The organism is Embleya sp. NPDC020630 (assembly GCF_044334985.1).
Classification (GTDB): Bacteria; Actinomycetota; Actinomycetes; order Streptomycetales; family Streptomycetaceae; genus Embleya.
In genome coordinates this window covers 42,734-66,412 of sequence record NZ_JBIRUB010000022.1, presented here as the reverse complement: position 1 = coordinate 66,412, position 23,679 = coordinate 42,734, and the positions used below count along the sequence as shown (strand labels likewise).

The window sequence follows — 23,679 nt, the reverse complement described above, 5'->3', positions numbered from 1 at the left end:
TTGCTAGAGAACCCCCTCGGGTACATCCTGGAAGTCACGGATCGTTCGCGACCGTGCTAACCCGGTCCGACTCCTCCCCCCCCGAGTCGGCCGCGGAGACGACCCCCGCTCTCCCCCCCGGCGGGGGTCGTCGCTTGTCCGGGGGGCTTTTTTGCGTCCCGATGTGGATGGGCGCGGGGTTTTCTTCGGGTGGTCGCCGGGGCGGATCCCTGATGTGGATCCCTGATGCGGGTCGGTTCCCTCGTGATTGTCGGCGGTTGTTTGGCGTTGCGGGTCGTTGTGGGGAATCGGGTGGGGATTTCGGAGTCGGGGTCGGCGGGGCCGGGGCCTGGGTCGTGCCGTGGGGTGGGTGGGGGTGGGTGGGCGCGGGGGTCCGTCGGGGGGCGGGCCTTGTGGTCGGGGGTGGGGCCGGGGGTGGCGTCGGAATGGCTCGGGTGTCCCTCACGCGAGTGAATCCGTAATCCACAGTCGCGGGCTTGTCCACAGGTGGGAACCACCCGCTCGGCGGAGCGCGCGATCGCCGCGACGGTTGGGGTCAGTTCCCGGGAGGGCCGGTTCGGCCGGACCTCCCCGACCCCTGGAGGTTCCGTGGCAGCGCTTTCCCCACCTCGGCCGGCTCGTCCGCTCCTGGTGACCGGCGATCCGGCCCTGCTCGACGAACTCCTGCGGCTGTGCGCGGTGGCCGGGATCGAGCCGGAGGTGCAACCGGACGCGGGCGCGGCGCGGGCCGCGTGGCCGGGGGCGCCGTTGGTGATCGTCGGCGACGACGTGACGCCGGGGTTGGCCCGATGCGGGCTGCCGCGCCGCGAGGACGTGGTGCTGATCGGCGACGACCTGGACGACGGCGACGTGTGGCGGCGGGCGGTGGACGTCGGCGCGGACCACGTGGTGTTCCTGCCCGACGCCGAGCACTGGATCGTGGATCGATTGGGCGATGTGGCCGAGGGCACCGGGCCCGACGCGCACACCATCGCGGTGCTGGGTGGGTGCGGCGGCAGCGGGGCCAGCACGCTGGCCTGTGCGCTCGGGGTGGCGGCGGTGCGGACCGGACTGGCCACCGCTCTGGTGGACGTGGACCCGCTGGGCGGCGGCCTCGACGTGCTGCTCGGCGGCGAGGACGAGAGCGGGCTGCGCTGGTCCGATCTGGCGAGCGCGCGCGGGCGGATCGACGGGGGTGCGCTCTCCGATGCGCTGCCGCAGCTGCACGGGTTGACCGTGTTGTCCTGGGACCGGGACAGGCCGCCCGCGATCCCGCCGGAGACGGTTCGCTCGGTGGTGCGGGCGGTGCGCAGACGGCACGACGTGGCGGTGCTCGACGTGCCCCGGCATACCGACCCGGGGGCGGCGGAGGCCCTGCGGTTGTGCGACACGGGGCTGTTGGTGGTGCCGGCCGAGGTGCGGGCGCTGGCCGCGGCGGCGCAGGTGGCGGGCCGGGTGGGGCCGATGGTGCGTGATCTGCGGGCGGTGGTGCGGCAGCCGAGTTCGTCGGGGCTGACCTCCGAGGCGGTCGCGCGGGGCCTGGGGCTGCCGCTCGCGGGGGAGTTGCGGCCGGAGGCGGGATTGGCGGCGGCCACCGAGCGGGGTGATCCGCCGGGGTTGCGCACGCGGGGGCCGTTGGCCCGGTTCTGTCGCGACTACCTCGCGGGCAATCCGGCCGGCGTGGCGCGGGAGGCGGCGTGAGCGCGCGCGAGGTGCCGCCGATGCCGCCGTTTCCGCCGCCGGGCGCGCCGCCGCTGCCGCCGCGGGGCGGGCGGTCGGGCCGGGTGCCGCAGCCGCCGCCGTGGCCGGTGCCGGCGCCGCCGGTCGGGGGTACCGGAGTCTTCTCCGCGCCGCCGCCGCGACCCGTCGCGGTGCCGGTCGCGGCGGCCGGTCCGGTGGTTGCTCCGGCGCCGGATCCGGAGTTGGTCGAGGCGGTGCGGGCGCGGTTGGCCGCCGGTGGGCACGAGCCGACGCCCGCGGCGGTGGCCGCGGCGCTGCGGGCCGAGGGGCGGGTGCTCGGCGAGGCGGCGCTGCCGGAGCTGGTTCGGGCGCTGCGGTCGGAGATCGCCGGGGCCGGGCCGTTGGACGTGCTGCTGCGCGACCCCGAGGTGACTGATGTGCTGGTCAACGCGCCCGACGAGGTGTGGATCGATCGGGGCGCGGGCCCGCAGCGCACGGCGGTGACCTTCGCCGACGACGCGGCGGTGCGGCGGTTGGCCCAGCGGTTGGCGAGCGGGGTCGGGCGGCGGTTGGACGACGCCTCGCCGTATGTGGACGCCACGCTCGCCGACGGTGTGCGGCTGCACGCGGTGTTGCGGCCGGTGGCGGTGCGGGGTACGTGCCTGTCGTTGCGGGTTCCTCGGCGTACCTCGCTCGGGGTGGCCGACCTGGTGCGGGCCGGCTCGTTGTCGCCGGCCGCGGCCGAACTGCTGTGTGCGGTGGTCTCGGCACGGGCCGCGTTCCTGGTCTCGGGCGGTACCGGTTCGGGCAAGACCACGCTGCTCGGGGCACTCCTCGGGTGTGCGCATCCGGCCGAACGGCTGCTGCTCGCCGAGGACTCGGCCGAACTGACGCCGCGTCACCCGCATGTGGTGCGGCTGGAGTCGCGGCCGGCCAACGTCGAGGGCGCGGGCGAGGTGACCCTGCGCGATCTGGTCCGCCAGGCCCTGCGGATGAGGCCGGACCGGCTCGTGGTCGGCGAGGTGCGGGGGGCCGAGGTGGTGGAGTTGCTCGCGGCCCTGAACACCGGGCACGAGGGCGGCTGCGGCACGGTGCATGCGAACTCGGCGGCCGATGTGCCTGCGCGGTTGGAGGCGTTGGGGGCGTTGGCCGGGCTCGGTCGGGGTGCGGTGCACAGCCAGGTGGCGGCGGCGCTCGATCTGGTCGTGCATGTGGTGCGCGAGCGCGATGGGTTGCGGCGGGCGGCCGAGGTCCATGTCCTGGAACGGGACACGGCGGGCTGGGTGCGACCGGTCCCGGCGGTGAGCTTCGAACGCGCCGGTGGCTGCCGCCCGGGACCGGGCCACGGCAGATTGGCCGCACTGCTGGCCGGGTGGTGGCGCGGGTGACGACGGCCGCGGTGGGCGGCGGCCTGGGGCGGCGGGTCGGCCCGACTCGGGTGTCCTCAAGCGCCGGACGGGCTGGGTTGGGTTGCGTTGGCCGGTTTGGGCGGTGGTTTCCGGGCGCCTGTGGTGGACGTCCTCAAACGCCGGACCGGCTGGGGGGTGTTCGGCGGTTTGGGTGGCGGTTTCCGGGGGCCGGCGGTGGGTGTCTTCAAGCGCCGGGTGGGCTGGAGGGGGCTGTGTTCGCCGGTTCGGGCGGCGGTTCCCGGGGGCTTGCGGCGGCCGTCCTCAAGCGCCGGGTGCTGGAGGGGGCTGTGTTCGCCGGTTTGGGTGGCGGTTCCGGGGGCGTGCGGTGGGTGTCCTTAAGCCCGGGCGGGCTGGAATTTGGTTGCGTTTGTCGGTCCAGGTGGTGGCTTCCGGGTGCCTGCGGTGGGTGTTTTCGAAGGGCCGGACGGCTGGGGGTCCTGGGCGGGCGGGGTGGGGGCGGTGTGGTTGGTGACGGTTTGGGGTGGGGTGGCTCGGTTGTGTGCGGCGTCGGGGGTGTTGGGCGTCGAACGGGTGGGTTGGTCGGGGTGGTTTGAGTGGGTGCAGTGGTGGGCGTTGCCAGGGCGGTGTGGTGTTGAGGGGGTGGGTGGGTGGTTGGGGGTGGGCGTTGAGCGGGTGGGGGTGATTTTTGTGGCGATTCGGTGGGGGTGGGGTGGGTGATTTTGGGGGTGGTGGGGGCGGTTGGGGTTGGTGGGTTGGTGTGGTGGTCGATGGCTCGGGTGGGGCCTGGGCGGTTGGCTGGGATGTTGGGGGTTTCGGGCGGCGGGTCGGGTGGGCGGTGGGTGGCTTGGGTGGGGGTGGTTGGGCGGCACCGGGTGGTTGCGGCGGTGTTGGCTGCGGGGGGCTTGGCGGGCCTGGGGTTGGGGTCGGTGGTGCCTGTGCTGGTGGCTTTTCCGGGGGCCTGGGTGGTGCGGCGGCGGCGGGATCGGGCCCGACGCGAGCGGGATGCCGGGGCGGTGCGTTGTGGCGTGGCGCGGCTGTGTGCGGCGCTGGCGGGGGAGTCGCGGGCCGGGCGCACGCCGGCGCAGGCGTTGGCCGCCGCGGCGCATGCGGTGGACGGGCCGATCCTGGCGGTGGTGGGCGAGGCGATCGGGACCGCCCGTGTGGGTGGCGACGTGCCGGACGCGCTGGATCGCGCGGCGGCCGTGCCCGGGGCGGCCGGGCTGCGTCGGATCGCCGCCTGCTGGCGGATCGCGACCGGGCGAGGCGCCGGGTTCGCACCGGCCCTGGAGCGGATCGCGGCGGGTCTGCGGGCCGAGGAGGACGCGCACGAGGAGGTGATCGCCGAACTCGCCGGGGCCCGCTCGACCGCGCAGGTCCTGGCCGGGCTGCCGGTGTTCGGTCTGTTCCTGGGTAGCGCCCTGGGCGCTCGGCCGATGGAGGTGTTGTTGCGCACGCCGGTCGGGATCGGGTGCCTGTGCGCGGGGCTGACCCTGGTGGTGGTCGGTCTGGAGTGGACCGATCGCCTGGTGGCCCGAGCCGGTCCGGTGCCGGGATGAGCGCGGCGGCGGTGCTGGTGGCGGTCGTCGCGGCGGCGGGCGGCGCGGCCGGCGCGGTGCGGGGGCGGGGCCAGGAGCTTCGCCGGCCGTCGGCGCGGGGGCGGGATCCGGCGCTCGGTCGGCGGGCTGCGGCGGGGCTCGGCGGGGTGGCGGTGTTCGTGCTGCTCGGCGGCTGGCTCGGAGGTCTGGCCGGGCTCGTGGTGGCGGTCGTCCTGGATCGGCGACTGACCGGCCTGGAGTCGCGGTCCGGACGGGCCCTGCGGGATCGGCTGCGAGCCGATCTGCCGCCCGCGGCCGACCTGTTCGCGGCGTGCCTGGTGGCGGGCAGCACACCGGCGGACGCGGCCGAGGCGGTCGCGCACGCGGTCGGCGGGCCGCTGGCGGGCCGACTGCGGCCGATCGTGGCCTCGTTGCGGCTCGGCGGCGACCCCGGACGGTGCTGGTTGGGGCTGACCGACGATCCCGTGCTCGCGCCGCTGGGGCGGGTGTTGGCCCGGGCGGCGGCCGGTGGTGTGCCGGCGGCGGTTCTGGTCGCCGGGATGGCCGACGAGCAACGGGCCGAGCAGCGCCGGGCCGCGACGTCGGCCGCCCGCCGGGTGGGGGTCCGCGCCACCCTTCCGCTCGGATTGTGCTTCCTGCCCGCCTTCCTGCTGGTCGGGGTGGTCCCGATCGTGATCGGGCTGGGCACGTCGCTGCTGCGGGCGGGGTGAGTCGGCGGGTGTGTCCGAAGTGCACATTTTTATGTGTGCTTCATGCAGGTTTCATATGGATCCGTATCGATGAGGGGGACTCATGCGCATGTCGATTTCGAACGCACGTCGGGTGTGGTCGTGGCTGCGCGTCGACACCGGGATGACTACCGCGGAATACGCGGTCGGCACGGTCGCCGCGGTGGCGTTCGGCGCGGTGTTGTTCAAGATCGTGACCAGTCCGGGGGTCGCCGCGGCGCTCGCCCGGGTGATCACCAAGGCACTCGATGTCTCGTTCTGAGGCTCGTGCGGGGCGGGGGCTTCGTGGGGCGGACGGATTCGTGACCGCGGAGACCGCCGTGGTGTTGCCGGTCCTGGTGGTGTTGACCGCCGTGTTGACGGCCGGGATCGGGGCCGCCACCGCGCAGATCCGCTGTGTGGACGCGGCGCAGGCGGGCGCGCGGGCGCTGGCCCGGGGCGAGCCGACCGAGGTCGCGGTGGCGCGGGCCTCGGCCGCCGGGCCGGCCGGGGCGCGGACGGGGGTGTCCGGCGGGGACGGTCTGGTGCGCTTCCGGGTGGCCGCCGAGGTCGGCGTGCCGGGTGCGGCCTGGGCCGGGGTCACGTTCCACGTGGAACATACGGCGGTGGCGGCCGTCGAGGCGGAGGCGCCGCCGTGAGGGGAGGCCGGTCGGGCCAGGAGGGCTCGGCCACACTGTGGGTACTTGCGTTCGCGCTGGTCCCGATATGCGCGGCGGCGTTCGTCTTCGCCTTCGCCGGCGCGGTTGCGGCCCGACACCGCGCCGGTGCCGCCGCCGACCTGGCCGCGCTGGCTGCCGCGGCCCGATCCGCCGCCGGGTCCGGCCCGGACGAGGCCTGCGCCCTGGCCCGCCGAGTGGCCCGAGCCCAGCACACGGACCTGACAAGCTGCCGGCTCATCAACGGCTTCGCCGAGGTCCACGTATCGACCCCCGCCCGAATCGGCAAAGCCCAAGCCACCGCCCGAGCCGGCCCAACCATCCCCACACCCCCACCAGACCTCCCAAACAGCCCTTAACCACCACCCACCCAAAGCCCCCACCACCCCAAGCGGCCCCTGCGGGCCCGACCCAACCCCGCCGGCCCCCACATGGCACAAGCGACCCACCCGCCCGCCTGGCCCTGCCCACCCGTCCGGCCGGCCTGCCCCGTCCCGCTTTGGCATCCACCCGGCCCGGACCGGCCTACCCGTTCGCCCGCCCCTGCCCGGCCTGCCCGCCCGCCGGCCAACCCACAGACCTGCTCGTCCCGCCCGGCGCGCCCACCCGTCTGGCCGGTCCGGTGCCCGCCCGACCCTGATCGGCCCGCCGGAGGCGCGGTCGCACCGCGCCCGCTGGGGCGCGCCCGCAGCCTCGACCAGGGGGGACAGCCCGCCCGACCTGGCCCCACCCAAAACGCCTGGCCAGGCCGGCGGCGACCCGGACCGGCTTGCTTGTCCGCCCGCCCCGTCCGCCCCTGTCCGCCCGGCGCGATGCCCGGCCCGTCCTGCCCGGCGCGCCCGCCCAGCCGGCCCTGCCAGGCGCACTCACTCGCCTGGCCCTGCCCGGCCTGTCGGTGGCGTCTCGTCCGCCCGGTGCGTTCCGCACGTCTGGGGGACCCGGCCGGCCCTCTCGCCTTGGTCGCCCGGGTCGTCCCGTGCTCCTGCTTTCCGGGCTTTGCTAACCCTTCGGGTTGCTTGTCCCCTCCGCCTCTCGTAGCAGCGCGTCCAGGAGGGCGATTGAGGCCGGCTTGTTCAAGGGCTGGTTGCCGTTGCCGCATTTGGGGGACTGGATGCAGCTTGGGCAGCCGTGGTCGCATTCGCAGGAGGCGATGGCCTCCCTCGTTGCGGTGAGCCACGTGTCGGCGGTGACGTAGGCGCGTTCCGCGAAGCCGGCGCCGCCCGGGTGGCCGTCGTAGACGAAGACGGTCGGCAGGCGGGTGTCGGGGTGCAGCGATGTGGAGACCCCGCCGATGTCCCAGCGGTCGCAGGTGGCGAACAGCGGCAGCAGGCCGATCGAGGCGTGTTCGGCGGCGTGTGCGGCGCCGGGCAGGTCGGTCGGGTCGATGCCCGCCTCGGCGACCTGCTCGGGCGTCACCGTCCACCACACGGCGCGCGTGCGCAGGCTGCGCTCGGGCAGGTCCAGCTTGTGCTCGCCCAGCACCTCGCCGGTGATGATCCGCTTGCGCTGGAAGGAGACCACCCGGCCGGTGACCTCGACCGAGCCGAAGTGCAGGCGGGCCGCGCCCCACTCCCGGCTGCGCACGGTCTCCAGGATTCGGATCTCGGTGACCTCGCGCGCACTGGTGGTCCAGTCCGGATTCGCCGGCCGCACCAGCGCCACACCCTCGCCGAGGTCGAGCTCGCGGACCAGGTACGTGTCGCCCTGGTGCAGGTGCACCGCCCCGGGGTGCACCGCCGAGTGCGCGGCGGGCGCGTCGACCGTGCCCAGGATGCGGCCCGTGTCCTGCTCCACCACCCGCACCGCCGGCCCGCCCGCGCCGCGGATGTCGGTCAGGTCGGTGGCCCGCTCCCGGCTGGTCCAGTACCAGCCCGTGGACCGCCTGCGCAGCAGCCCACGCCGTTCCAGACCCGGCAACAACTCGGCGGCCACCGGCCCGAACAGCTCCAGGTCCTCGTCGGTCAGCGCGAACTCGGCCGCGGCCGCGCACAGGTGTGGGGCCAGCACGTACGGGTTGTCCGGATCGAGCACCGTCGCCTCGACCGGCCGATCGAACAGCGCCTCGGGATGATGCACCAGGAACGTGTCCAGCGGATCGTCCCGCGCCACCAGCACCGCCAGCGCCTCCTGCCCGGCCCGTCCCGCGCGCCCGGCCTGCTGCCACAGCGAGGCCCGGGTGCCGGGATAGCCCGCGATCAGCACCGCGTCCAGCCCGGAGATGTCCACGCCCAATTCGAGCGCCGTGGTCGCGGCCACCCCCAGCAGGCTGCCGTCGTGCAGCGCCCGCTCGATCGCCCGCCGCTCCTGGGGCAGGTAGCCCGCGCGATAGGTGGCCACCCGGTCGGCCAACCCCTCGTCCACCCGGGCCAGGTGGTCCCGGGCGATCACCCGGACCACCTCCGCGCCGCGCCGCGAGCGCACGAACGCCACCGTGCGCACCCCATCGAGCACCAGGTCGGTGAGCAGATCGGCGGTCTCGGCCGTCGCGGTACGCCGTACGGGCGCGCCGTGTTCACCCTCGTGGCCGGTCAGCGGCGGCTCCCACAGGGCGAACACCAGTTCGCCGTGCGGCGAGCCGTCCTCGGTCACCGCGACCACCGGCGCGCCGATCAACCGCTCGGCCGCGACGGCCGGATCGGACACCGTGGCCGACGCCAGGATGAACACCGGGTCCGATCCGTACCGGCGACACACCCGACGCAAACGCCGGATCAACTGGGCCACATGCGAGCCGAAAACACCGCGATAGGTGTGGCATTCGTCGATCACCACGTAGCGCAGCGTGCGCAGGAAAGCGCCCCACGAGCGGTGCCCGGGCAGCAGCGCGCGGTGCAGCATGTCGGGATTCGTCAGGACGTACGACGCGTGCGCGCGCACCCACTGGCGGATCTCCACCGGGGTGTCACCGTCGTACGTGGCGGTGCGGACACGCCCGAGCGCGGGGTTCGCGGCGCGCAACTCCTCGACGGCGCGCGCCTGATCCGAGGCCAGCGCCTTCGTCGGAGAGAGGTAGAGTGCGGTCGCACCGCGCCCGCTGGGCGCGCCCGCGCCCTCGACCAGGGTCGTGAGAACCGGCAACAGATAGGCGAGGGACTTGCCCGAGGCGGTGCCGGTGGCGATCACGACCGAGCGGCCCGATGCCGCAACAGAGGCGGCGCGGGCCTGATGTTCCCACGGCAGTTCGATACCCGCGCCGCGAAACGCGTCGCCCACCTCCGGCCGAACCCAGTCGGGCCAGGCCGAGGTGACGCCTTCGCGAGCGGGTATGCGCCGGACGTGCGTCACTCGTTCGGGTCGATCCCGACCCGCCATAAGGCGGCCGAGAAGACCTTCCGGGGGGCGTGTACTGGGCTGCATCGGGCACCAGTGTTACATCCAATGTCGCGGGATTCATCGTCCCCTAGTGCCCATAAGTGGTTGAATGCCTTGGCGGCTGCCGATCCATGGGGGGCGACCGCTCAAGAGCAAGGTGCTGGAGGATCCGTGGACTTGTCCCTGTCGACCCGAACCGAGGGCGGTCGTACGATCGTCGAGGTGGGCGGCGAGATCGATGTATACACCGCACCCAAGCTGCGCGAGCAACTGGTGGAACTCGTCAACGAAGGCCAGTTCCACCTGATCGTCGACATGGAAGCAGTCGACTTCCTGGACTCGACCGGGCTCGGTGTGCTGGTGGGCGGCCTGAAGCGGGTGCGTGCCCACGAAGGGTCGCTGCAGCTGGTGTGCACTCAGGAGCGCATCCTGAAGATCTTCCGCATCACCGGCCTGACCAAGGTCTTCCCGATTCATCCGTCCGTGGCCACGGCCATCGAGGCGTCCGACTGACCGACCGTACGTCCTGACCGGACGCACATCGCACCCGCGCGGATCCGGGCGGGTGCACGCACGGCTGGGGGAACGAACCATGGCCATCGTGGAGCTGCGCTTCAGCGCGCTGCCCGAACACGTCCGCACGGCGCGGCTCGTCGCCGCCGCCGTGGCGCGGCGAGCGGGGGTTGCTGAGACGGTGCTCGACGAGGTGCGCCTCGCTGTCGGCGAGGCGTGTTCCCGAGCCGTCGGAATGCACCGGAGCCGGGCGGACGACGACCGCCCGGTCACGGTCACCCTGGACGACGGCAACGGCCGCTTCTGTATCGAGGTCAACGACGGCGTACCGCAGCCGGCGTTGACCGAGGCGGGCCTCGCGGAGGGGGCCGGGCTGGTGCCCGACCTGTCCGCGAACGGCTCCGGCCTCGATCTGATCGAGAACGAGATGGGCCTGGCCGTGATTCTCGGCCTCGTCGACGATCTCGACGTGCGGGCCGGCGCCGAGGGCGGCGTGATCCGCATGTCGTGGCCCTCCGGCGCCAAGTCCGCCGAGACGGTGGGCTGACCGGGGTCCGCCCGGTCCCACCCCGCTCCACCGCGTCCACTCCGCTCCACCGCATCGCCTCCGGGACACCCGGGGGCGATTTTCGGCGTTCCCGTGTATCCCGATTTCCGGGTCGTAAAACCTGATTCCGGATCGATACGCCGATTTTGGGAATCGCGCCCGGATTTCATCGGTAATTTGATCCGATCATGGCGATTCCCATGGTCTGATCTTGATCATTTGCATACACTCCTTTCGCATTGAGAAGTCCCGATCTGAAAGTGCTCCTAGCCAAGGAGGACGAATGTCCGGGATCCACCCCTCCGAACTCCAACTCGCCTCGGACGTGTCCGTGTCCGGCGGCAATCTCACCTATGTCGTGATCGTCGCGGTGATCGCCCTCGGTGCCCTGGGCGTCGCCGCCGGACTCGTGCGTCAAGTGCTCGGCGCCGACGAGGGCACCGATTCCATGCGCCGGATCGCCGGCGCGATCCAGGAAGGCGCCGCGGCCTACCTCACCCGGCAGTTCCGCACCCTCGCCGTGTTCGCGGCGGGTGTCTTCTTCCTGCTCATGCTGTTGCCGGCCGACGACTGGAACCAGCGGATCGGCCGCTCGCTGTTCTTCCTGGTGGGCGCGGTCTTCTCGGCGGTCACCGGGTACGTCGGTATGTGGCTCGCGGTGCGCAGCAACGTCCGCGTGGCCGCGGCCGCCCGTGCCGGCGCCGGCAGCCGGGACACCGCGATGCGGATCGCCTTCCGCACCGGCGGCGTCGCCGGCATGTTCACCGTCGGCCTGGGCCTGTTCGGCGCCGCGCTCGTGGTCATCCTGTACCGGGAGAACGCGCCCAAGGTGCTGGAGGGCTTCGGCTTCGGCGCCGCGCTGCTCGCGATGTTCATGCGGGTCGGCGGCGGCATCTTCACCAAGGCCGCCGACGTCGGCGCCGACCTGGTCGGCAAGGTCGAGCAGGGCATCCCCGAGGACGACCCGCGCAACGCCGCGACGATCGCCGACAACGTCGGGGACAACGTGGGCGACTGCGCGGGCATGGCCGCCGACCTGTTCGAGTCGTACGCGGTCACTCTGGTCGCCGCGCTGATCCTGGGCAAGGCGGCGTTCGGCGACGCGGGCCTGGTCTTCCCGCTGATCGTGCCCGCCATCGGGGTGCTGACCGCCGTGGTGGGCATCTACACGGTCGCGCCCCGCGCGGGCGACCGCAGCGGGATGAGCGCGATCAACCGGGGCTTCTTCGTCTCGGCGGTCATCTCGCTCGTCCTGGTCGCGGGCGCCGCGTTCCTGTACCTGCCGAGCAAGTTCTCGGACCTGGACGGGCTGACCGACCAGGAGATCCTGGCGCACGACGCCGACCCGCGCGTGTTCGCGCTGGTGGCGGTGCTGATCGGAATCGTGCTCGCCGCGGTCATCCAGCAGTTGACCGGCTACTTCACCGAGACCAGCAGGCGACCGGTGCGCGACGTCACCAAGACCTCGCTGACCGGTCCGGCCACGGTGATCCTCTCCGGCATCGCGCTCGGCCTGGAGTCGGCGGTGTACGCGGCGGTGCTGATCTCGGTCGCTGTGCTCGGCGCTTATCTGCTCGGCGCCGGCATCGTCATGCTCGCGCTGTTCGCGGTCGCGCTGGCGGGTACCGGCCTGTTGACCACGGTCGGGGTGATCGTGGCCATGGACACCTTCGGGCCGGTCTCCGACAACGCCCAGGGCATCGCGGAGATGTCCGGCGACGTCGAGGGCGAGGGCGCGCAGGTGCTCACCGAACTCGACGCGGTCGGCAACACCACCAAGGCGATCACCAAGGGCATCGCCATCGCGACCGCCGTGCTCGCGGCGACCGCGCTGTACGGGTCCTACCGGGACGCGGTGAGCACGGCCGTGGACGAGGCGGGCGGACTGAAGGAGGCGTCCAAGCTCACCTCGCTCTCGTTCGCCACCGACATCACCCAGCCGAACAACCTGGTCGGGCTGATCCTGGGCGCGGCCGTGGTGTTCCTGTTCAGCGGCCTGGCGATCAACGCGGTCTCCCGCGCGGCGGGCGCGGTGGTCTTCGAGGTGCGCAACCAGTTCCGCACCCGACCCGGGATCATGGACGGCAGCGAGTTGCCCGAGTACGGCCGGGTGGTCGACATCTGCACCCGCGACTCGCTGCGCGAGTTGGCCACGCCCGGACTGCTCGCGGTGATGGCCCCGATCGCGGTCGGCTTCACCCTGGGCATCGGCCCGCTGGCCGCGTTCCTCGCCGGGGCGATCGGCACCGGCACCCTGATGGCGGTGTTCCTGGCCAACTCCGGCGGGGCCTGGGACAACGCCAAGAAGATGGTCGAGGACGGCAGCTACGGCGGCAAGGGCTCGGCCGCGCACGAGGCCACGATCATCGGCGACACGGTCGGCGACCCGTTCAAGGACACCGCCGGACCGGCGATCAACCCGCTGCTCAAGGTGATGAACCTGGTGTCGCTGCTGATCGCGCCGGCGGTGGTCAAACTGAGCATCGGCGCGGACGAGAACGGCGCCCTGCGGGCCCTCGCGGCGGCCTTCTCGGTCGTGGTGATCGTGGGCGCGGTCTGGTACAGCAAGCGCAAGTCGGTGGTCGTCGGCGACGACGACGGCGACCGGGAGGGCCAGCCGACCAAGGCGGCGGCCTGATCCACCGATCCGAGGTACGTACGGGCGCGGAACCGGAGAAACCGGGACCGCGCCCGTGCCGCGTTCGGGCCCGCGGTTTGACCGGACACCTTCACGCTGTGCGAGTCTGCGTCCGGCTCCGAGGGAAGTCCGAACGAAGGTGGAAGCGTGTCGAGGAAGTTCCTGGTGGTCTCCGCGCTGGTCCTGGCGTCGGCCCTGACCGCGTGCGGCGGCGGCGACGGCAAGAGCGACGAGGACAAGAAGAAGCAGGCCGACCTGAAGGCGTGGGCCGCCAAGGTCTGCGCGACGGAGGTCACGGCGCGGATCGACGAGGCCCGGGCGGCGCTCGCCGACGTGGACAAAGTGGTTCCCAACGAGCCGCCCACGACCCTGCGCACCCGGCTCGCGGTGGACGTGTCCCGGCTCGCGGACGCGGACAACGCGCTGGCCGACGCGATCGACAAGGCGTCCATACCCGCGGTGCCCGACGGCGCCACGCTGCGCATGTCCGTGGTCGACGAACTGCGCAACGCGGCCAAGGGCTGGACCGGGATCCAGCACCGGATCGAGGGCCTGGCGACCGACCAGCAGAACGTGTTCGCCGACGGGCTGCGCTCGCTGGGACCGGAGATCGACGCGCTGCGGGCGTCCTCGAACACCGCGCTGAACAAGCTGCACCGCGGCGAGGCGGGCAAGGCGCTCGCGTCGGTGCCGGGCTGCGCGGCGGGCAAGGCCGACGTGATCCCGACCGCGCCGGCGACCTCCGCGCCCACCACCGGCGCGTCCCCGAGCGGCACGCCGAAGGCGTCCACGGCGCCGAGTTCGACCGCCCCGTCCGGATCCACCGCACCGAGCAGCCCACCGCCGTCGAGCGCCGACACGGGCTCCTCGTCACCGCCGCCGAGCGCCACCACGAGCGCGCCGCCGGCGACCGGCTGACGTTCCGGCCGACCGGCAGCGGGCAGGATGGTGCGCGTGACGATGAACGACACCTCACAGGTGGCCCGCCTCCGCGAGGCCCTGATCGCGGCCGACTACACCGTCGACGGCTGCCTCGACGCGCTCGGCCCGCAGGCGTACGCGGCGCTGTCGCGCGGTGAGACCGTGCCCGCGCTGCGCGCGCTGCGGGCCGACGCGGCGAGCCCGCTCGCGGTGCTGATCCGGATGTTCCTGCTCCAGACCTCGGCGCCCGAGGCGCACGTACGGCGCGCCCTGCCGCTCGAGGAGGCGCTCGCCGGGGGTCTGCTGGCGCGGGACGGCGACGCGGTGCGGCCACTGGTGGACATCCGGCCCTACGGCGAGGCGGACACCGACTGGTGGGTCGTGTCGGACCTCGGCGCGGGCATCGGCGGGGTCAACGGCCCCGTGCGCGCCGACCACGTGCTCGGCATCGGCGGCGCGTCCACCACGCTCGCCGGGATCACCGTGCGCGAGCCGGTGGGCCGCGCGCTCGACCTGGGCACCGGGTGCGGCGTACAGGCCCTGCACGCGTCGCGCCACGCCGAGTCGGTGCTGGCCACCGACGTGAACAAGCGCGCGCTCGACCTGACCCGGCTGACCATGGCGCTGTCCGGGGTGGGCAACGTCGGCCTCGCCGAGGGCAGCCTGTTCGAGCCGGTCGAGGGCGAGCGGTTCGACCTGATCGTGTCCAACCCGCCGTTCGTGATCACCCCGGTGGGTGAGCGGTACACCTACCGCGACGCGGGCCTGCCCGGCGACGAGGTGTGCCGGCTGCTGGTCGCGCAAGCGCCCCGCCACCTCGCCGACGGCGGCTACTGCCAGCTGCTGGCCAACTGGCAGCACCTGCGCGGACAGGACTGGCAGGACCGGCTGGCCGCCTGGCTGGCGCCCACCGGGTGCGACGCGTGGGTGGTCCAGCGCGACGTCCAGGACCCGGCGCAGTACGCCGAGCTGTGGTTGCGCGACTCGGGCGACCATCGCGGCGAGGCGTACGCGCAGCGCTACGACGCGTGGCTGGCGGCGTTCGAGCGCGACGGCGTGGAGGGGATCGGATTCGGCTGGATCACGCTGCGCGCGTCGGGCGCCGACACGCCGACGGTGCACATCGAGGACTGGCCGCACGCGATCGAACAACCGCTCGGCGCGGAGGTGCACGCCTGGTTCGACCGGCAGGACCGACTGGCCCGGACGGACGACGACGGGCTGCTCGACGTCGCCTTCCGGCTCGCGGAGCACGTGGTCCAGGAGCAGACCGGCGCGCCCGGCGCGGAGGACCCGGAGAGCGTGGTGCTGCGTCAGCGGCGCGGGATGTGCCGGGCGGATCGGGTGGACACGGTCGGCGCGGCCCTGGCCGGGGCCAGCGACGGGCGGCTTCCGGCCGGCGTCATCGTGGACGCGATCGCCCAGTTGCTGGAGGAGGACCCGGCCGCGCTGCGCGACGCGGTGCCCGGCGAACTGCGCGGTCTGGTGGCCGACGGATTCCTGCTCTTTCCCGAGGCCGGCGACGCTCCGTCGGCGCAGTCGCACACCGCCGACTGAACGCGGCTTGGCCCGGTGCACCGTGATCCGGGCCGACACGCCTGTACAGTCGCAGGTGTTGTCCCCACCGGATGCTCCTTGCCGTTGCCAAGAAAATGTGTTGTATGGAGGCGGCGGCTCCCGACTCGGCCGCGAACCACGCTCGGCCGCGAACCAACGGGGTCGGGAGGCGGGAACCGCGATGCGCGCGTTACCGTTCGAGGGGCGTGGGACCCGGCCGTCGGAGTAATCGCCGGATCCGGGGGGACCGTCCGGACGGACAGCCGCGCCGGGACGACTTTGCGACGCAAGCCGAGCAGCACCGGTTTGACACGCGGGGCCGACCACCGGTCACGCTCCGCCACAGGTCGACCGCAATGTGAATACGAAGCCGCAGTACGGCCGTGCCCGATCGGGCACGGCCGCAGCCGACGACGATGGAGAGAGAAGCGAAGGTGTCCCCGAGCAGCGAGACCGCGCGCGACGGCCTGAGACTCGTCATTGTCGAGTCCCCGGCCAAGGCGAAAACGATCAAGGGCTATCTCGGCCCCGGTTACGTGGTCGAGGCGAGCGTGGGACACATCCGCGACCTGCCCAACGGCGCCGCCGAGGTGCCGGCCGAGTACGCCGGCAAGCCGTGGGCCCGCCTGGGTGTCGACGTCGACGCCGACTTCGAGCCGATCTACGTGGTCAACGCGGACAAGAAGGCCCAGGTCGCCAAGCTCAAGAAGCTCCTCAAGGACGCCGACGAACTCTTCCTCGCGACCGACGAGGACCGCGAGGGCGAGGCCATCGCCTGGCACCTGCTGGAGGTTTTGCGGCCCAAGGTGCCGGTGCACCGCATGGTGTTCCACGAGATCACCAAGGACGCGATCCGCACCGCGGTGAGCAACCCGCGCGAGCTCAACCAGCGCCTGGTCGACGCGCAGGAGACCCGGCGCATCCTGGACCGCCTCTACGGCTACGAGGTCTCGCCGGTCCTGTGGAAGAAGGTCGGCCCGCGCCTGTCGGCCGGCCGCGTGCAGTCGGTGGCCACCCGCCTGGTGGTCGAGCGCGAGCGGGAGCGCCGCGCGTTCACCTCGGCGTCCTACTGGGACCTGCTCGGCGTGTTCGGCACCGGCCGTCCCGGCGACCCGACCGACCCGAGCACGATGAACGCGCGCCTGGTCTCGCTCGACGGCAAGCGGGTCGCCTCGGGCCGCGACTTCGGCCCCGACGGCAAGCTCAAGAACGCCGGCGTGCTCCAACTGGAGGAGGCCGGCGCCCGGGCGCTGAGCGCCGCGCTCGAATCCGCCGCGTTCTCGGTGCGCGCCGTCGAGCGCAAGCCCTACCGCCGCTCCCCGTACGCGCCGTTCCGCACCACCACGCTCCAGCAGGAGGCCTCGCGCAAGCTCGGCTACGGCGCGAAGCGGACCATGCAGGTCGCGCAGAAGTTGTACGAGAACGGCCACATCACGTACATGCGTACCGACTCCACCACGCTCTCCGACACGGCCGTCACGGCCGCCCGGGCGCAGGTGCGGGACCTGTACGGCGCCGAGTACCTGCCGGACGCGCCCAGGGTGTACGCGGGCAAGGTCAAGAACGCGCAGGAGGCGCACGAGGCGATCCGTCCCTCGGGCGAGAGCTTCCGCACCCCGGCCGAGACCGGTCTGGCCGGCGACGAGTTCCGGCTGTACGAGCTGATCTGGATGCGCACCGTCGCGTCGCAGATGAAGGACGCGATCGGCCAGTCGGTCACCGTCCGCATCGGCGGCGTCGCCCAGGGGGCGGACCTGCCCGGGCGGGACGCGGAGTTCACCGCGAGCGGCAAGATCATCACCTTCCACGGCTTCCTCAAGGCCTATGTCGAGGGCTCCGACGACCCGGACGCGGAGCTGGACGACCGCGAGCGCCGGTTGCCGATGGTCACCGAGGGCGACGCGCTCAGCGCCGATCAGCTCACCCCGGAGGGCCACGCGACCAAGCCGCCGGCCCGCTACACCGAGGCGTCGCTGATCAAGGAGCTGGAGGACCGGGAGATCGGTCGCCCGTCGACCTTCGCCTCGATCGTCGGCACCATCCTCGACCGCGGCTACACGTTCAAGAAGGGCACCGCGCTGGTGCCGTCCTTCCTGGCGTTCGCGGTGGTCGGGCTGCTCGAGGGCCACTTCGCCACGCTCGTCGACTACGACTTCACCGCGAAGATGGAGGACGACCTCGACCGGATCGCGCGCGGCGAGACCGAGGCCGTGCCGTGGCTGCGCAGGTTCTACTTCGGCGACGAGAGCCGGCCCGACGAGGACCACCTCGGCGGCCTCAAGGCCCTGGTCACCGACCTCAGCTCGATCGACGCCCGCGAGGTCAACTCGTTCCCGGTCGGCGAGGGCATCGTGCTGCGGGTGGGCCGCTACGGCCCCTACGTCGAGCGCGGCGACCGGCGTGCCGACGTACCCGACGACCTGCCGCCGGACGAGCTGACCGTGGCCAAGGCCGAGGAACTGCTCGACAAGCCCAGCGGCGACCACGAGTTGGGCGTCGACCCGGTCAGCGGCCACATGATCGTGGCCAAGGACGGGCGCTACGGCCCGTATGTGACCGAGGTGCTGCCCGAGCCCGAGGCCCCCGCCGCGCCCGCCCCGGCCGCGGACGGCGCCAAGCCGGCGAAGAAGACCGCCAAGAAGACCGCCGCGAAGAACGCTCCCAAGCCGCGCACCGCGTCGTTGTTCAAGTCGATGTCGCTGGACACGGTGACCCTCGACGACGCGCTGCGGCTGTTCACCCTGCCGCGGGTGGTCGGCAAGCACCCGGAGACCGGGACCGAGATCACCGCGCAGAACGGCCGCTACGGCCCGTACCTCAAGATGGACACCGACTCGCGCTCCCTGGAGACCGAGGACCAGCTGTTCACGGTGACCCTCGAGGAGGCGCTGGCGATCTACGCCCAGCCCAAGGCGCGCGGTCGGGCCGCGGCCAAGCCGCCGCTCAAGGAGCTGGGCTCCGACCCGGTCAGCGGCAAGGCGGTCACGGTCAAGGACGGCCGGTTCGGCCCGTACGTGACCGACGGCGAGACCAACGCCACGCTGCGCGCGGGCGACGCGGTCGACACGATCACCCCGGAGCGCGGCTACGAGCTGCTCGCGGAGAAGCGGGCCAAGGGCCCGGCGAAGAAGACGACGAAGAAGGCGGCGGCCAAGAAGGCGCCCGCGAAGAAGGCGGCGGCGACGAAGACCGCCGCGAAGAAGACGGCCGCGAAGAAGTCCGCGGCCGACGGCAAGACCACCAAGGCCGCCGCCGCGAAGGCGACCGCGAACGCCGGCGCGAACAACGCCGCCGACAAGGCGTGACGCGGTAGGACCGAGGTAGGGATGTCCCGGTGGGGGCATCCCTGGTACGCATCGATCGGGCGGCGCCGGCGGGATCCGGCGTCGCCTCGGTCGGTTGCGGCGACGACCGCGGGCCCTGTGCTACGGTCCCGCCGCCGGAACACGGGGATCCGGTCCAGGCTGCCGTTTCCCGTCAGATGACGACGTTAGGGTTCTCCGTATGACGAACGCGGAGCAGCAAGCGCCGGATTCGGCGATACCGCCCCGTCAGGTCGAACCGACGGAGAGCGTCGGGGGCGTGCTGAGCATCCGCCCGTTCCGGCGCTTTTGGTTCGCGGTCGCGGCCTCCGCGCTCGGTGACTGGCTCGCGCTCCTCGCGCTGACCTCGGCCGCGCTGTGGACGGTCGAGGGCGACTACCGCAAGCACGCCACGGCGGTCGCCGTGGTGTTCGCGCTGCGGATGGTGCCGGCCGCGCTGACCGCCTCGGTGGCGGGCGCGATCGTGGACCATCTCGATCGGCGCTGGACGCTGGTCACGTGCGACGTGGTCCGGGCCCTGGTGCTTGTGTCCGTGCCGTTCGTGGACCGGATGTGGTGGATCTGGGGCGCGACCGCGGTGGTCGCCGTGATCGGCGCGCTCGCCGGGCCCGCGCGGGACGCCACCGTGCCGAACCTGGTGCCCCGGCAACGGCTGGGCACCGCCAACCAGTTCAACCTGGTGACCTCCTACGGCGCGGCCCCGGCGGCGGCGCTGTTGTTCATCCTCGGCGCGCTGGTCGGCACCGCGTTCTCGCACGACGTGTCGATGTTCGTCGAGCACCCCTCGAACCTGGCGTTCTACCTCGCGGGTGCGGTGTTCCTGCTCGCCGCGGTCTTCGCGTTCCTGATCCGGATGCCCACGCGCGGGCGCTCGGTCAGCACCCGGCGGCCCAATCCGTTCAAGGTGCTCGCCGACGGACGTCGGGTGTTCGGCCACGGCCGGACCGCGCGCGGTCTGATCGTCGGGATGGTCGCGCTGTTCCTGGCGGGCGGTGCGCTGGTGTCCACCGCGCCGCTGCTCGTGGTCGGGCTGCACGCGGGCAACGCGGCGTACGGCACGGTGTTCCTGATGCTCATCGCGGGTGTCAGCGCGGGCATGTTGTGGGGCCCGAGGGTGGTGCCGGCGTTCAGCCGGCGGCGGCTGTACGGCATGGCCGTGATGTGCGCCGGGCTGACCCTGCTGATCCTGGGCGCGGTCGCCAACGTCGTGATGGCCGCGGTGCTCGCCGCCGTGCTCGGGGTGTTCGCGGGCGTCGCCTGGGTCACCGGATACACCATGTACGGCCTCGACTTCGGCGAGGACATGCGGTCCCGGGCCTTCGCGTTCGCCCAACTGATCGTGCGCGTCGTGCTGTTCGTGGCGCTGGTGGCCGGGCCGATCGCCGCGGGCTACGTGGGCGTGCGCTCGTGGGTGGTCGCGGACCGGTTCACCTTCGACTACAGCGGCGCCGCGTTGGTCCTGGGCGGCACCGGCGTGCTCGTGGTGATCCTGGGCTGGATCGCGCTGCTGAGCGTGGACGACCGGCGCGGTGTGCCGATCCTGCGCGACCTGGCCGCGGCGACCCGCAACGAGGACCACATCACCGGCCGACCGGCCGGCGCCACCGGCTTCTTCATCGCCCTGGAGGGCGGCGAGGGCGCGGGCAAGTCGACCCAGGCCAACGCGATCGCGGCCTGGATACGGGCCAAGGGCCACGAGGTGGTGGTCACCCGCGAGCCCGGCGCGACCGAGGTCGGCAAGCGGCTGCGGGCGATGTTGCTCGACCTGGACGGCGAGCCGGTCGACCCGCGCACCGAGGCGCTGCTGTACGCGGCGGACCGGGCCGAGCACGTGCAGACGGTGATCCTGCCCGCCCTGCGGCGCGGCGCGATCGTGATCAGCGACCGCTACATCGACTCCTCGATCGCCTACCAGGGCGCCGGGCGTTCGCTGGGCGCGCGCGAGATCGGCCGGGTCTCGCGCTGGGCCACCGACGGGCTGCTGCCCGACCTGACCATCCTGCTCGACCTGGACCCGGCGGTCGGCCACGCGCGCTTCACCGAGGCGCCCGACCGGATCGAGTCCGAGTCGAGCGAGTTCCACCTGCGGGTGCGGCACGCGTTCCTGGACCTGGCCGCGCACGACCCGGACCGCTACCTGGTGGTGGACGCCGACCAGGAGCCGGACGCGGTCACCACGCCGATCCGACACCGGCTCGACCGCGAACTCCCGCTCTCCGAGCAGGAGAAGCGCCAGGCGCTGGAGCTGGCCAAGCGGATGCGCGAGGAGGACGCCCGGCGCAAGGCCGAGCAGGCCGCCCGGGACGCGGAGAAGGCCGCGCTGATCGCCCGGCTGCGGGCGGAGAGCGAGGAGCGCCAGCGGCAGGCCGAACAGGCCCGGCTGGACGAGGAGTCGGCCCGGCTCGCCGAGGAGGAGCAGCGCTACGCCGAGGAGCAGGCACGCCGGATCGCGGCCGAGGCCGACGAGCGGGCCCGCGCCGCGGCCGAGGCGGCGGAGGAGGCCCGGCTGCACGCCGAGTCGGAGCGGCGCCGGCTGGCGCTGGAGGCTGAACGACGGGCCGAGGAGCAGCAGCGGCTCGCCGAGGAGGCCAAGGCCCGGGCCGAGGAGGCCAGGGTGCGCGCCGAGGAGGAGGCCGAGCGCCGGGACGAGCAGCGCCGCCGGCTGGAGGAGGCGTCGGCGCTGCAGGCCGAGCAGGCGCGGGCCAGTGCCGAGGAGGAGCGCGAGGCCGCCCTGGAGCGGCAGCGGTCGGCCGAGGAGGAGCGCGAACGGCTGGAGGCCGAGGCGGCCCGTGAGGTCGAGCGCATGCGCGCCGAGGAGGCCGTGCGGGTGGCCGACGAGCGGCGGCACGCCGAGGAGCGCCGCCGGGCGGAGGACGCCCTGCGCCGCGCCGAGGCGGATCGCCGGCGGGCCGAACGGGAGGCGTCCCGGGCCGCCGAGGCCGCCGCGTCGGCGCGGGCGCGGGCCGCGCAGGAGGCCGCCGCGCTCGCGGCGGAGGCGGGCCCGGCGCCCGACACGGACATGGTCGAGACGCCGGTGCACGGCATCAGGCGTCCCGACCCCGCCCTCGCGGACACCCCCGTGCACGGCATCCCGAAGGTGTCGCCGGACGACGCCGACACCACCGAGTTGCAGCAGATCCGGTTGCGCGAGGCGGCCGAGGACACCCGGGAGATCCCGCAGGTGAGCCTGGACGAGACGCACGCGCTGCCGGTGCTGACGCCGCCGGCCGCCGGGAACCAGTCGCTGGCCGACGATCTGCTGGGGCCCTGGAAGGCCGAGGACGACGCGGACGCGGCCGAGGACGGCGACGCGGAGGGCTCGTCCGCCGCGGACTCGGCGCAGGAGGCGGGGCGCAAGCGGCGCTGGCGTCGGAACAAGTCCTGACACACGGTCGCAAGGCGTGGGTCGGGTGACCCGACCCACGCGTCGTGACCTACAGGTCCGGCCTACAGGTCCGACCCACAAGTCCTGAACCCGGGTCCCGCCGGGGTGTCGCGGACGACCGGTACCGGGGTGACGTGGCGTCGATTGTCACGGCGCCCCGGTACGGTCGTATCGGGCACACCGGAACGAGGAGACAAGAGCGCGTGACCGTCTGGGACGACCTCGTCGGGCAGGATCGGGTCGCCGAGCAGCTGCGCACTGCGGCCGGCGCGGCCCGGGCGGTGCTCGCCGGCGAGGGCGTCGGCGGGATGACCCACGCGTGGTTGTTCACGGGCCCGCCCGGGGTGGGTACGGCGACCGCCGCGCGCGCGTTCGCGGCGGCGTTGCAGTGCGTCAGTCCCGATCTGGCGCTCGGCGCCGAACCGGGCTGCGGACACTGCGACGGCTGCCATACCGCGCTCACCGGTACGCACGCCGACGTCGACGTGGTCGCCACCGAACTGCTCTCGATCGGCGTCAAGGAGACCCGCGACCTGGTGCGCCGCGCGGCGATGACGCCGGCGGGCGGGCGCTGGCAGGTGATCGTCCTGGAGGACGCGGGGCGGCTCACCGAGGGCGCGGGCAACGTCCTGCTCAAGGCGATCGAGGAGCCCGCCGACCGCACCGTGTGGCTGCTGTGCGCGCCGTCCCTGGAGGACGCGCTGCCCACGATCCGTTCGCGGTGTCGCCATGTGGCGCTGCGTACTCCGCCCGCCGGGGCGGTGGCCGATCTGCTGATGCGCCGGGACGGGATTGACCCGGCGATGGCCGCGTTCGCCGCGGCGGCGTCCGGCGGCGACATCAAGAGCGCTCGCCGGCTGGCGCTCGACGAGCAGGCCCGGGGGCGGCGCGCCGATGTGCTGCGGATCCCGATGGTGGTCGGCGACATCGGCTTGGCGATGGCCGCCGCACAACGTCTGGTGGACGCGGCGGCGGAGGACGCGAAGCAGGTCGCGGCGGATCTGGACGGGCGCGAGACCGAGGATCTGCGGGCCGCGCTCGGCGCGGTCGGCGGCGGTCGTATGCCCAGCGGTACGGCGGGCGTGATGAAGGAGCTGGAGAACAAGCAGAAGAAGCGCGCCACCCGTACCCAACGCGACTGCCTGGACCGCGCGTTGGTGGACCTGACCGGCTTTTATCGGGACGTGCTGGCGCTGCAGTTGCGCGCCGCGGTCCCGTTGGCCAACGACGTTTTGCGGGCGGACCTGGACACGGTGGCCCGTACGTCCACGCCGGAGGCGACGCTGCGGCGGATCGAGGCGATCCTGGCCTGCCGGCGGGCGATCGACGCCAACGTCGCGCCGCTGCTCGCGGTCGAGGCGATGGTGTTGACGCTGCGGACCGGCTGAGGCCGTACCGACCCGGGATGAACGCCGCTTCACTCCTTGGAGCGGAGGTGTTCGGTGGACGGAACCCGAAACCCCCACCCGGACGTCATCGTGGGAGAGTTCCCGGGAACATGCGGGAACATTGTG

Annotated in this window: 16 protein-coding genes; 15 read left to right on the top strand and 1 reads right to left on the bottom strand. The window is 73.3% G+C overall.

All coding sequences use genetic code 11. From position 1 onward, the window contains the following. The first annotated feature begins 588 nt into the window (after nt 1–588). The 7 genes from ssd to ACH4XV_RS40840 all read left to right on the top strand — a co-directional run bounded on the left by ssd (nt 589) and on the right by ACH4XV_RS40840 (nt 6,328). Complete coding sequence (gene ssd, locus ACH4XV_RS40870) at nt 589–1,680, top strand: septum site-determining protein Ssd (protein ID WP_395798410.1); 1,092 nt, start codon at nt 589–591, stop codon at nt 1,678–1,680. Further along, a complete protein-coding gene (locus ACH4XV_RS40865) occupies nt 1,677–3,047 on the top strand; it encodes a TadA family conjugal transfer-associated ATPase (RefSeq protein WP_395798408.1) in 1,371 nt (456 codons plus the stop codon). The genes ssd and ACH4XV_RS40865 overlap by 4 nt, the downstream gene beginning before the upstream one ends. A gap of 923 nt (nt 3,048–3,970) precedes the next feature. Further along, nucleotides 3,971–4,585 carry a type II secretion system F family protein gene (locus ACH4XV_RS40860; protein WP_395798406.1) on the top strand — a complete coding sequence of 205 codons (615 nt, stop codon included), beginning with the start codon at nt 3,971–3,973 and terminating at the stop codon, nt 4,583–4,585. Continuing rightward, a complete protein-coding gene (locus tag ACH4XV_RS40855) occupies nt 4,582–5,295 on the top strand; it encodes a type II secretion system F family protein (RefSeq protein WP_395798404.1) in 714 nt (237 codons plus the stop codon). Before ACH4XV_RS40860 ends, ACH4XV_RS40855 begins: the two co-directional genes overlap by 4 nt. An 88-nt stretch (nt 5,296–5,383) precedes the next feature. Next, nucleotides 5,384–5,575: a DUF4244 domain-containing protein gene (locus ACH4XV_RS40850; protein WP_395798402.1), complete on the top strand. Its 192-nt coding sequence runs from the start codon at nt 5,384–5,386 to the stop codon at nt 5,573–5,575. A 40-nt stretch (nt 5,576–5,615) separates the two neighbouring features. Next, complete coding sequence (locus ACH4XV_RS40845) at nt 5,616–5,951, top strand: TadE family type IV pilus minor pilin (protein WP_395798400.1); 336 nt, start codon at nt 5,616–5,618, stop codon at nt 5,949–5,951. After that, the gene (locus tag ACH4XV_RS40840; protein ID WP_395798398.1) at nt 5,948–6,328 is read left to right on the top strand and encodes an Rv3654c family TadE-like protein; all 381 of its coding nucleotides are present in this window, start codon (nt 5,948–5,950) and stop codon (nt 6,326–6,328) included. The genes ACH4XV_RS40845 and ACH4XV_RS40840 overlap by 4 nt, the downstream gene beginning before the upstream one ends. Nucleotides 6,329–6,968: 640 nt before the next feature. On the opposite strand, the gene ACH4XV_RS40835 is transcribed toward ACH4XV_RS40840, so the two are convergent. Further along, nucleotides 6,969–9,326: a DEAD/DEAH box helicase gene (locus ACH4XV_RS40835; RefSeq protein ID WP_395798396.1), complete on the bottom strand. Its 2,358-nt coding sequence runs from the start codon at nt 9,324–9,326 to the stop codon at nt 6,969–6,971. A gap of 126 nt (nt 9,327–9,452) precedes the next feature. On the opposite strand from ACH4XV_RS40835, the gene ACH4XV_RS40830 reads away from it, so the two are divergent. The 8 genes from ACH4XV_RS40830 (at nt 9,453) to ACH4XV_RS40795 (ending at nt 23,553) form a co-directional block, all read left to right on the top strand. After that, the gene (locus ACH4XV_RS40830; RefSeq protein ID WP_078976516.1) at nt 9,453–9,794 is read left to right on the top strand and encodes an STAS domain-containing protein; all 342 of its coding nucleotides are present in this window, start codon (nt 9,453–9,455) and stop codon (nt 9,792–9,794) included. Nucleotides 9,795–9,873: 79 nt separating this feature from the next. Further along, nucleotides 9,874–10,341: an ATP-binding protein gene (locus ACH4XV_RS40825; RefSeq protein WP_395798394.1), complete on the top strand. Its 468-nt coding sequence runs from the start codon at nt 9,874–9,876 to the stop codon at nt 10,339–10,341. 283 nt (nt 10,342–10,624) lie between these two features. Further along, nucleotides 10,625–12,979, top strand: a complete 2,355-nt coding sequence (locus tag ACH4XV_RS40820) for a sodium-translocating pyrophosphatase (protein WP_395798392.1) — start codon at nt 10,625–10,627, stop codon at nt 12,977–12,979. Nucleotides 12,980–13,126: 147 nt separating this feature from the next. Next, nucleotides 13,127–13,897, top strand: a complete 771-nt coding sequence (locus tag ACH4XV_RS40815; RefSeq protein ID WP_395798390.1) for a hypothetical protein — start codon at nt 13,127–13,129, stop codon at nt 13,895–13,897. A 27-nt stretch (nt 13,898–13,924) separates the two neighbouring features. Beyond that, nucleotides 13,925–15,457 carry a methyltransferase gene (locus ACH4XV_RS40810; protein WP_395798388.1) on the top strand — a complete coding sequence of 511 codons (1,533 nt, stop codon included), beginning with the start codon at nt 13,925–13,927 and terminating at the stop codon, nt 15,455–15,457. A gap of 434 nt (nt 15,458–15,891) precedes the next feature. After that, entirely contained in the window at nt 15,892–18,762 is a 2,871-nt protein-coding gene (gene topA / locus ACH4XV_RS40805; protein ID WP_395798386.1) for a type I DNA topoisomerase, read from the top strand. Nucleotides 18,763–18,961: 199 nt separating this feature from the next. After that, complete coding sequence (gene tmk, locus ACH4XV_RS40800; protein ID WP_395798384.1) at nt 18,962–22,165, top strand: dTMP kinase; 3,204 nt, start codon at nt 18,962–18,964, stop codon at nt 22,163–22,165. A gap of 203 nt (nt 22,166–22,368) precedes the next feature. After that, nucleotides 22,369–23,553 (top strand): DNA polymerase III subunit delta', encoded by a 1,185-nt coding sequence (locus tag ACH4XV_RS40795; protein WP_380033137.1) that lies wholly within the window; start codon nt 22,369–22,371, stop codon nt 23,551–23,553. The last annotated feature ends 126 nt before the right edge of the window (nt 23,554–23,679 follow it).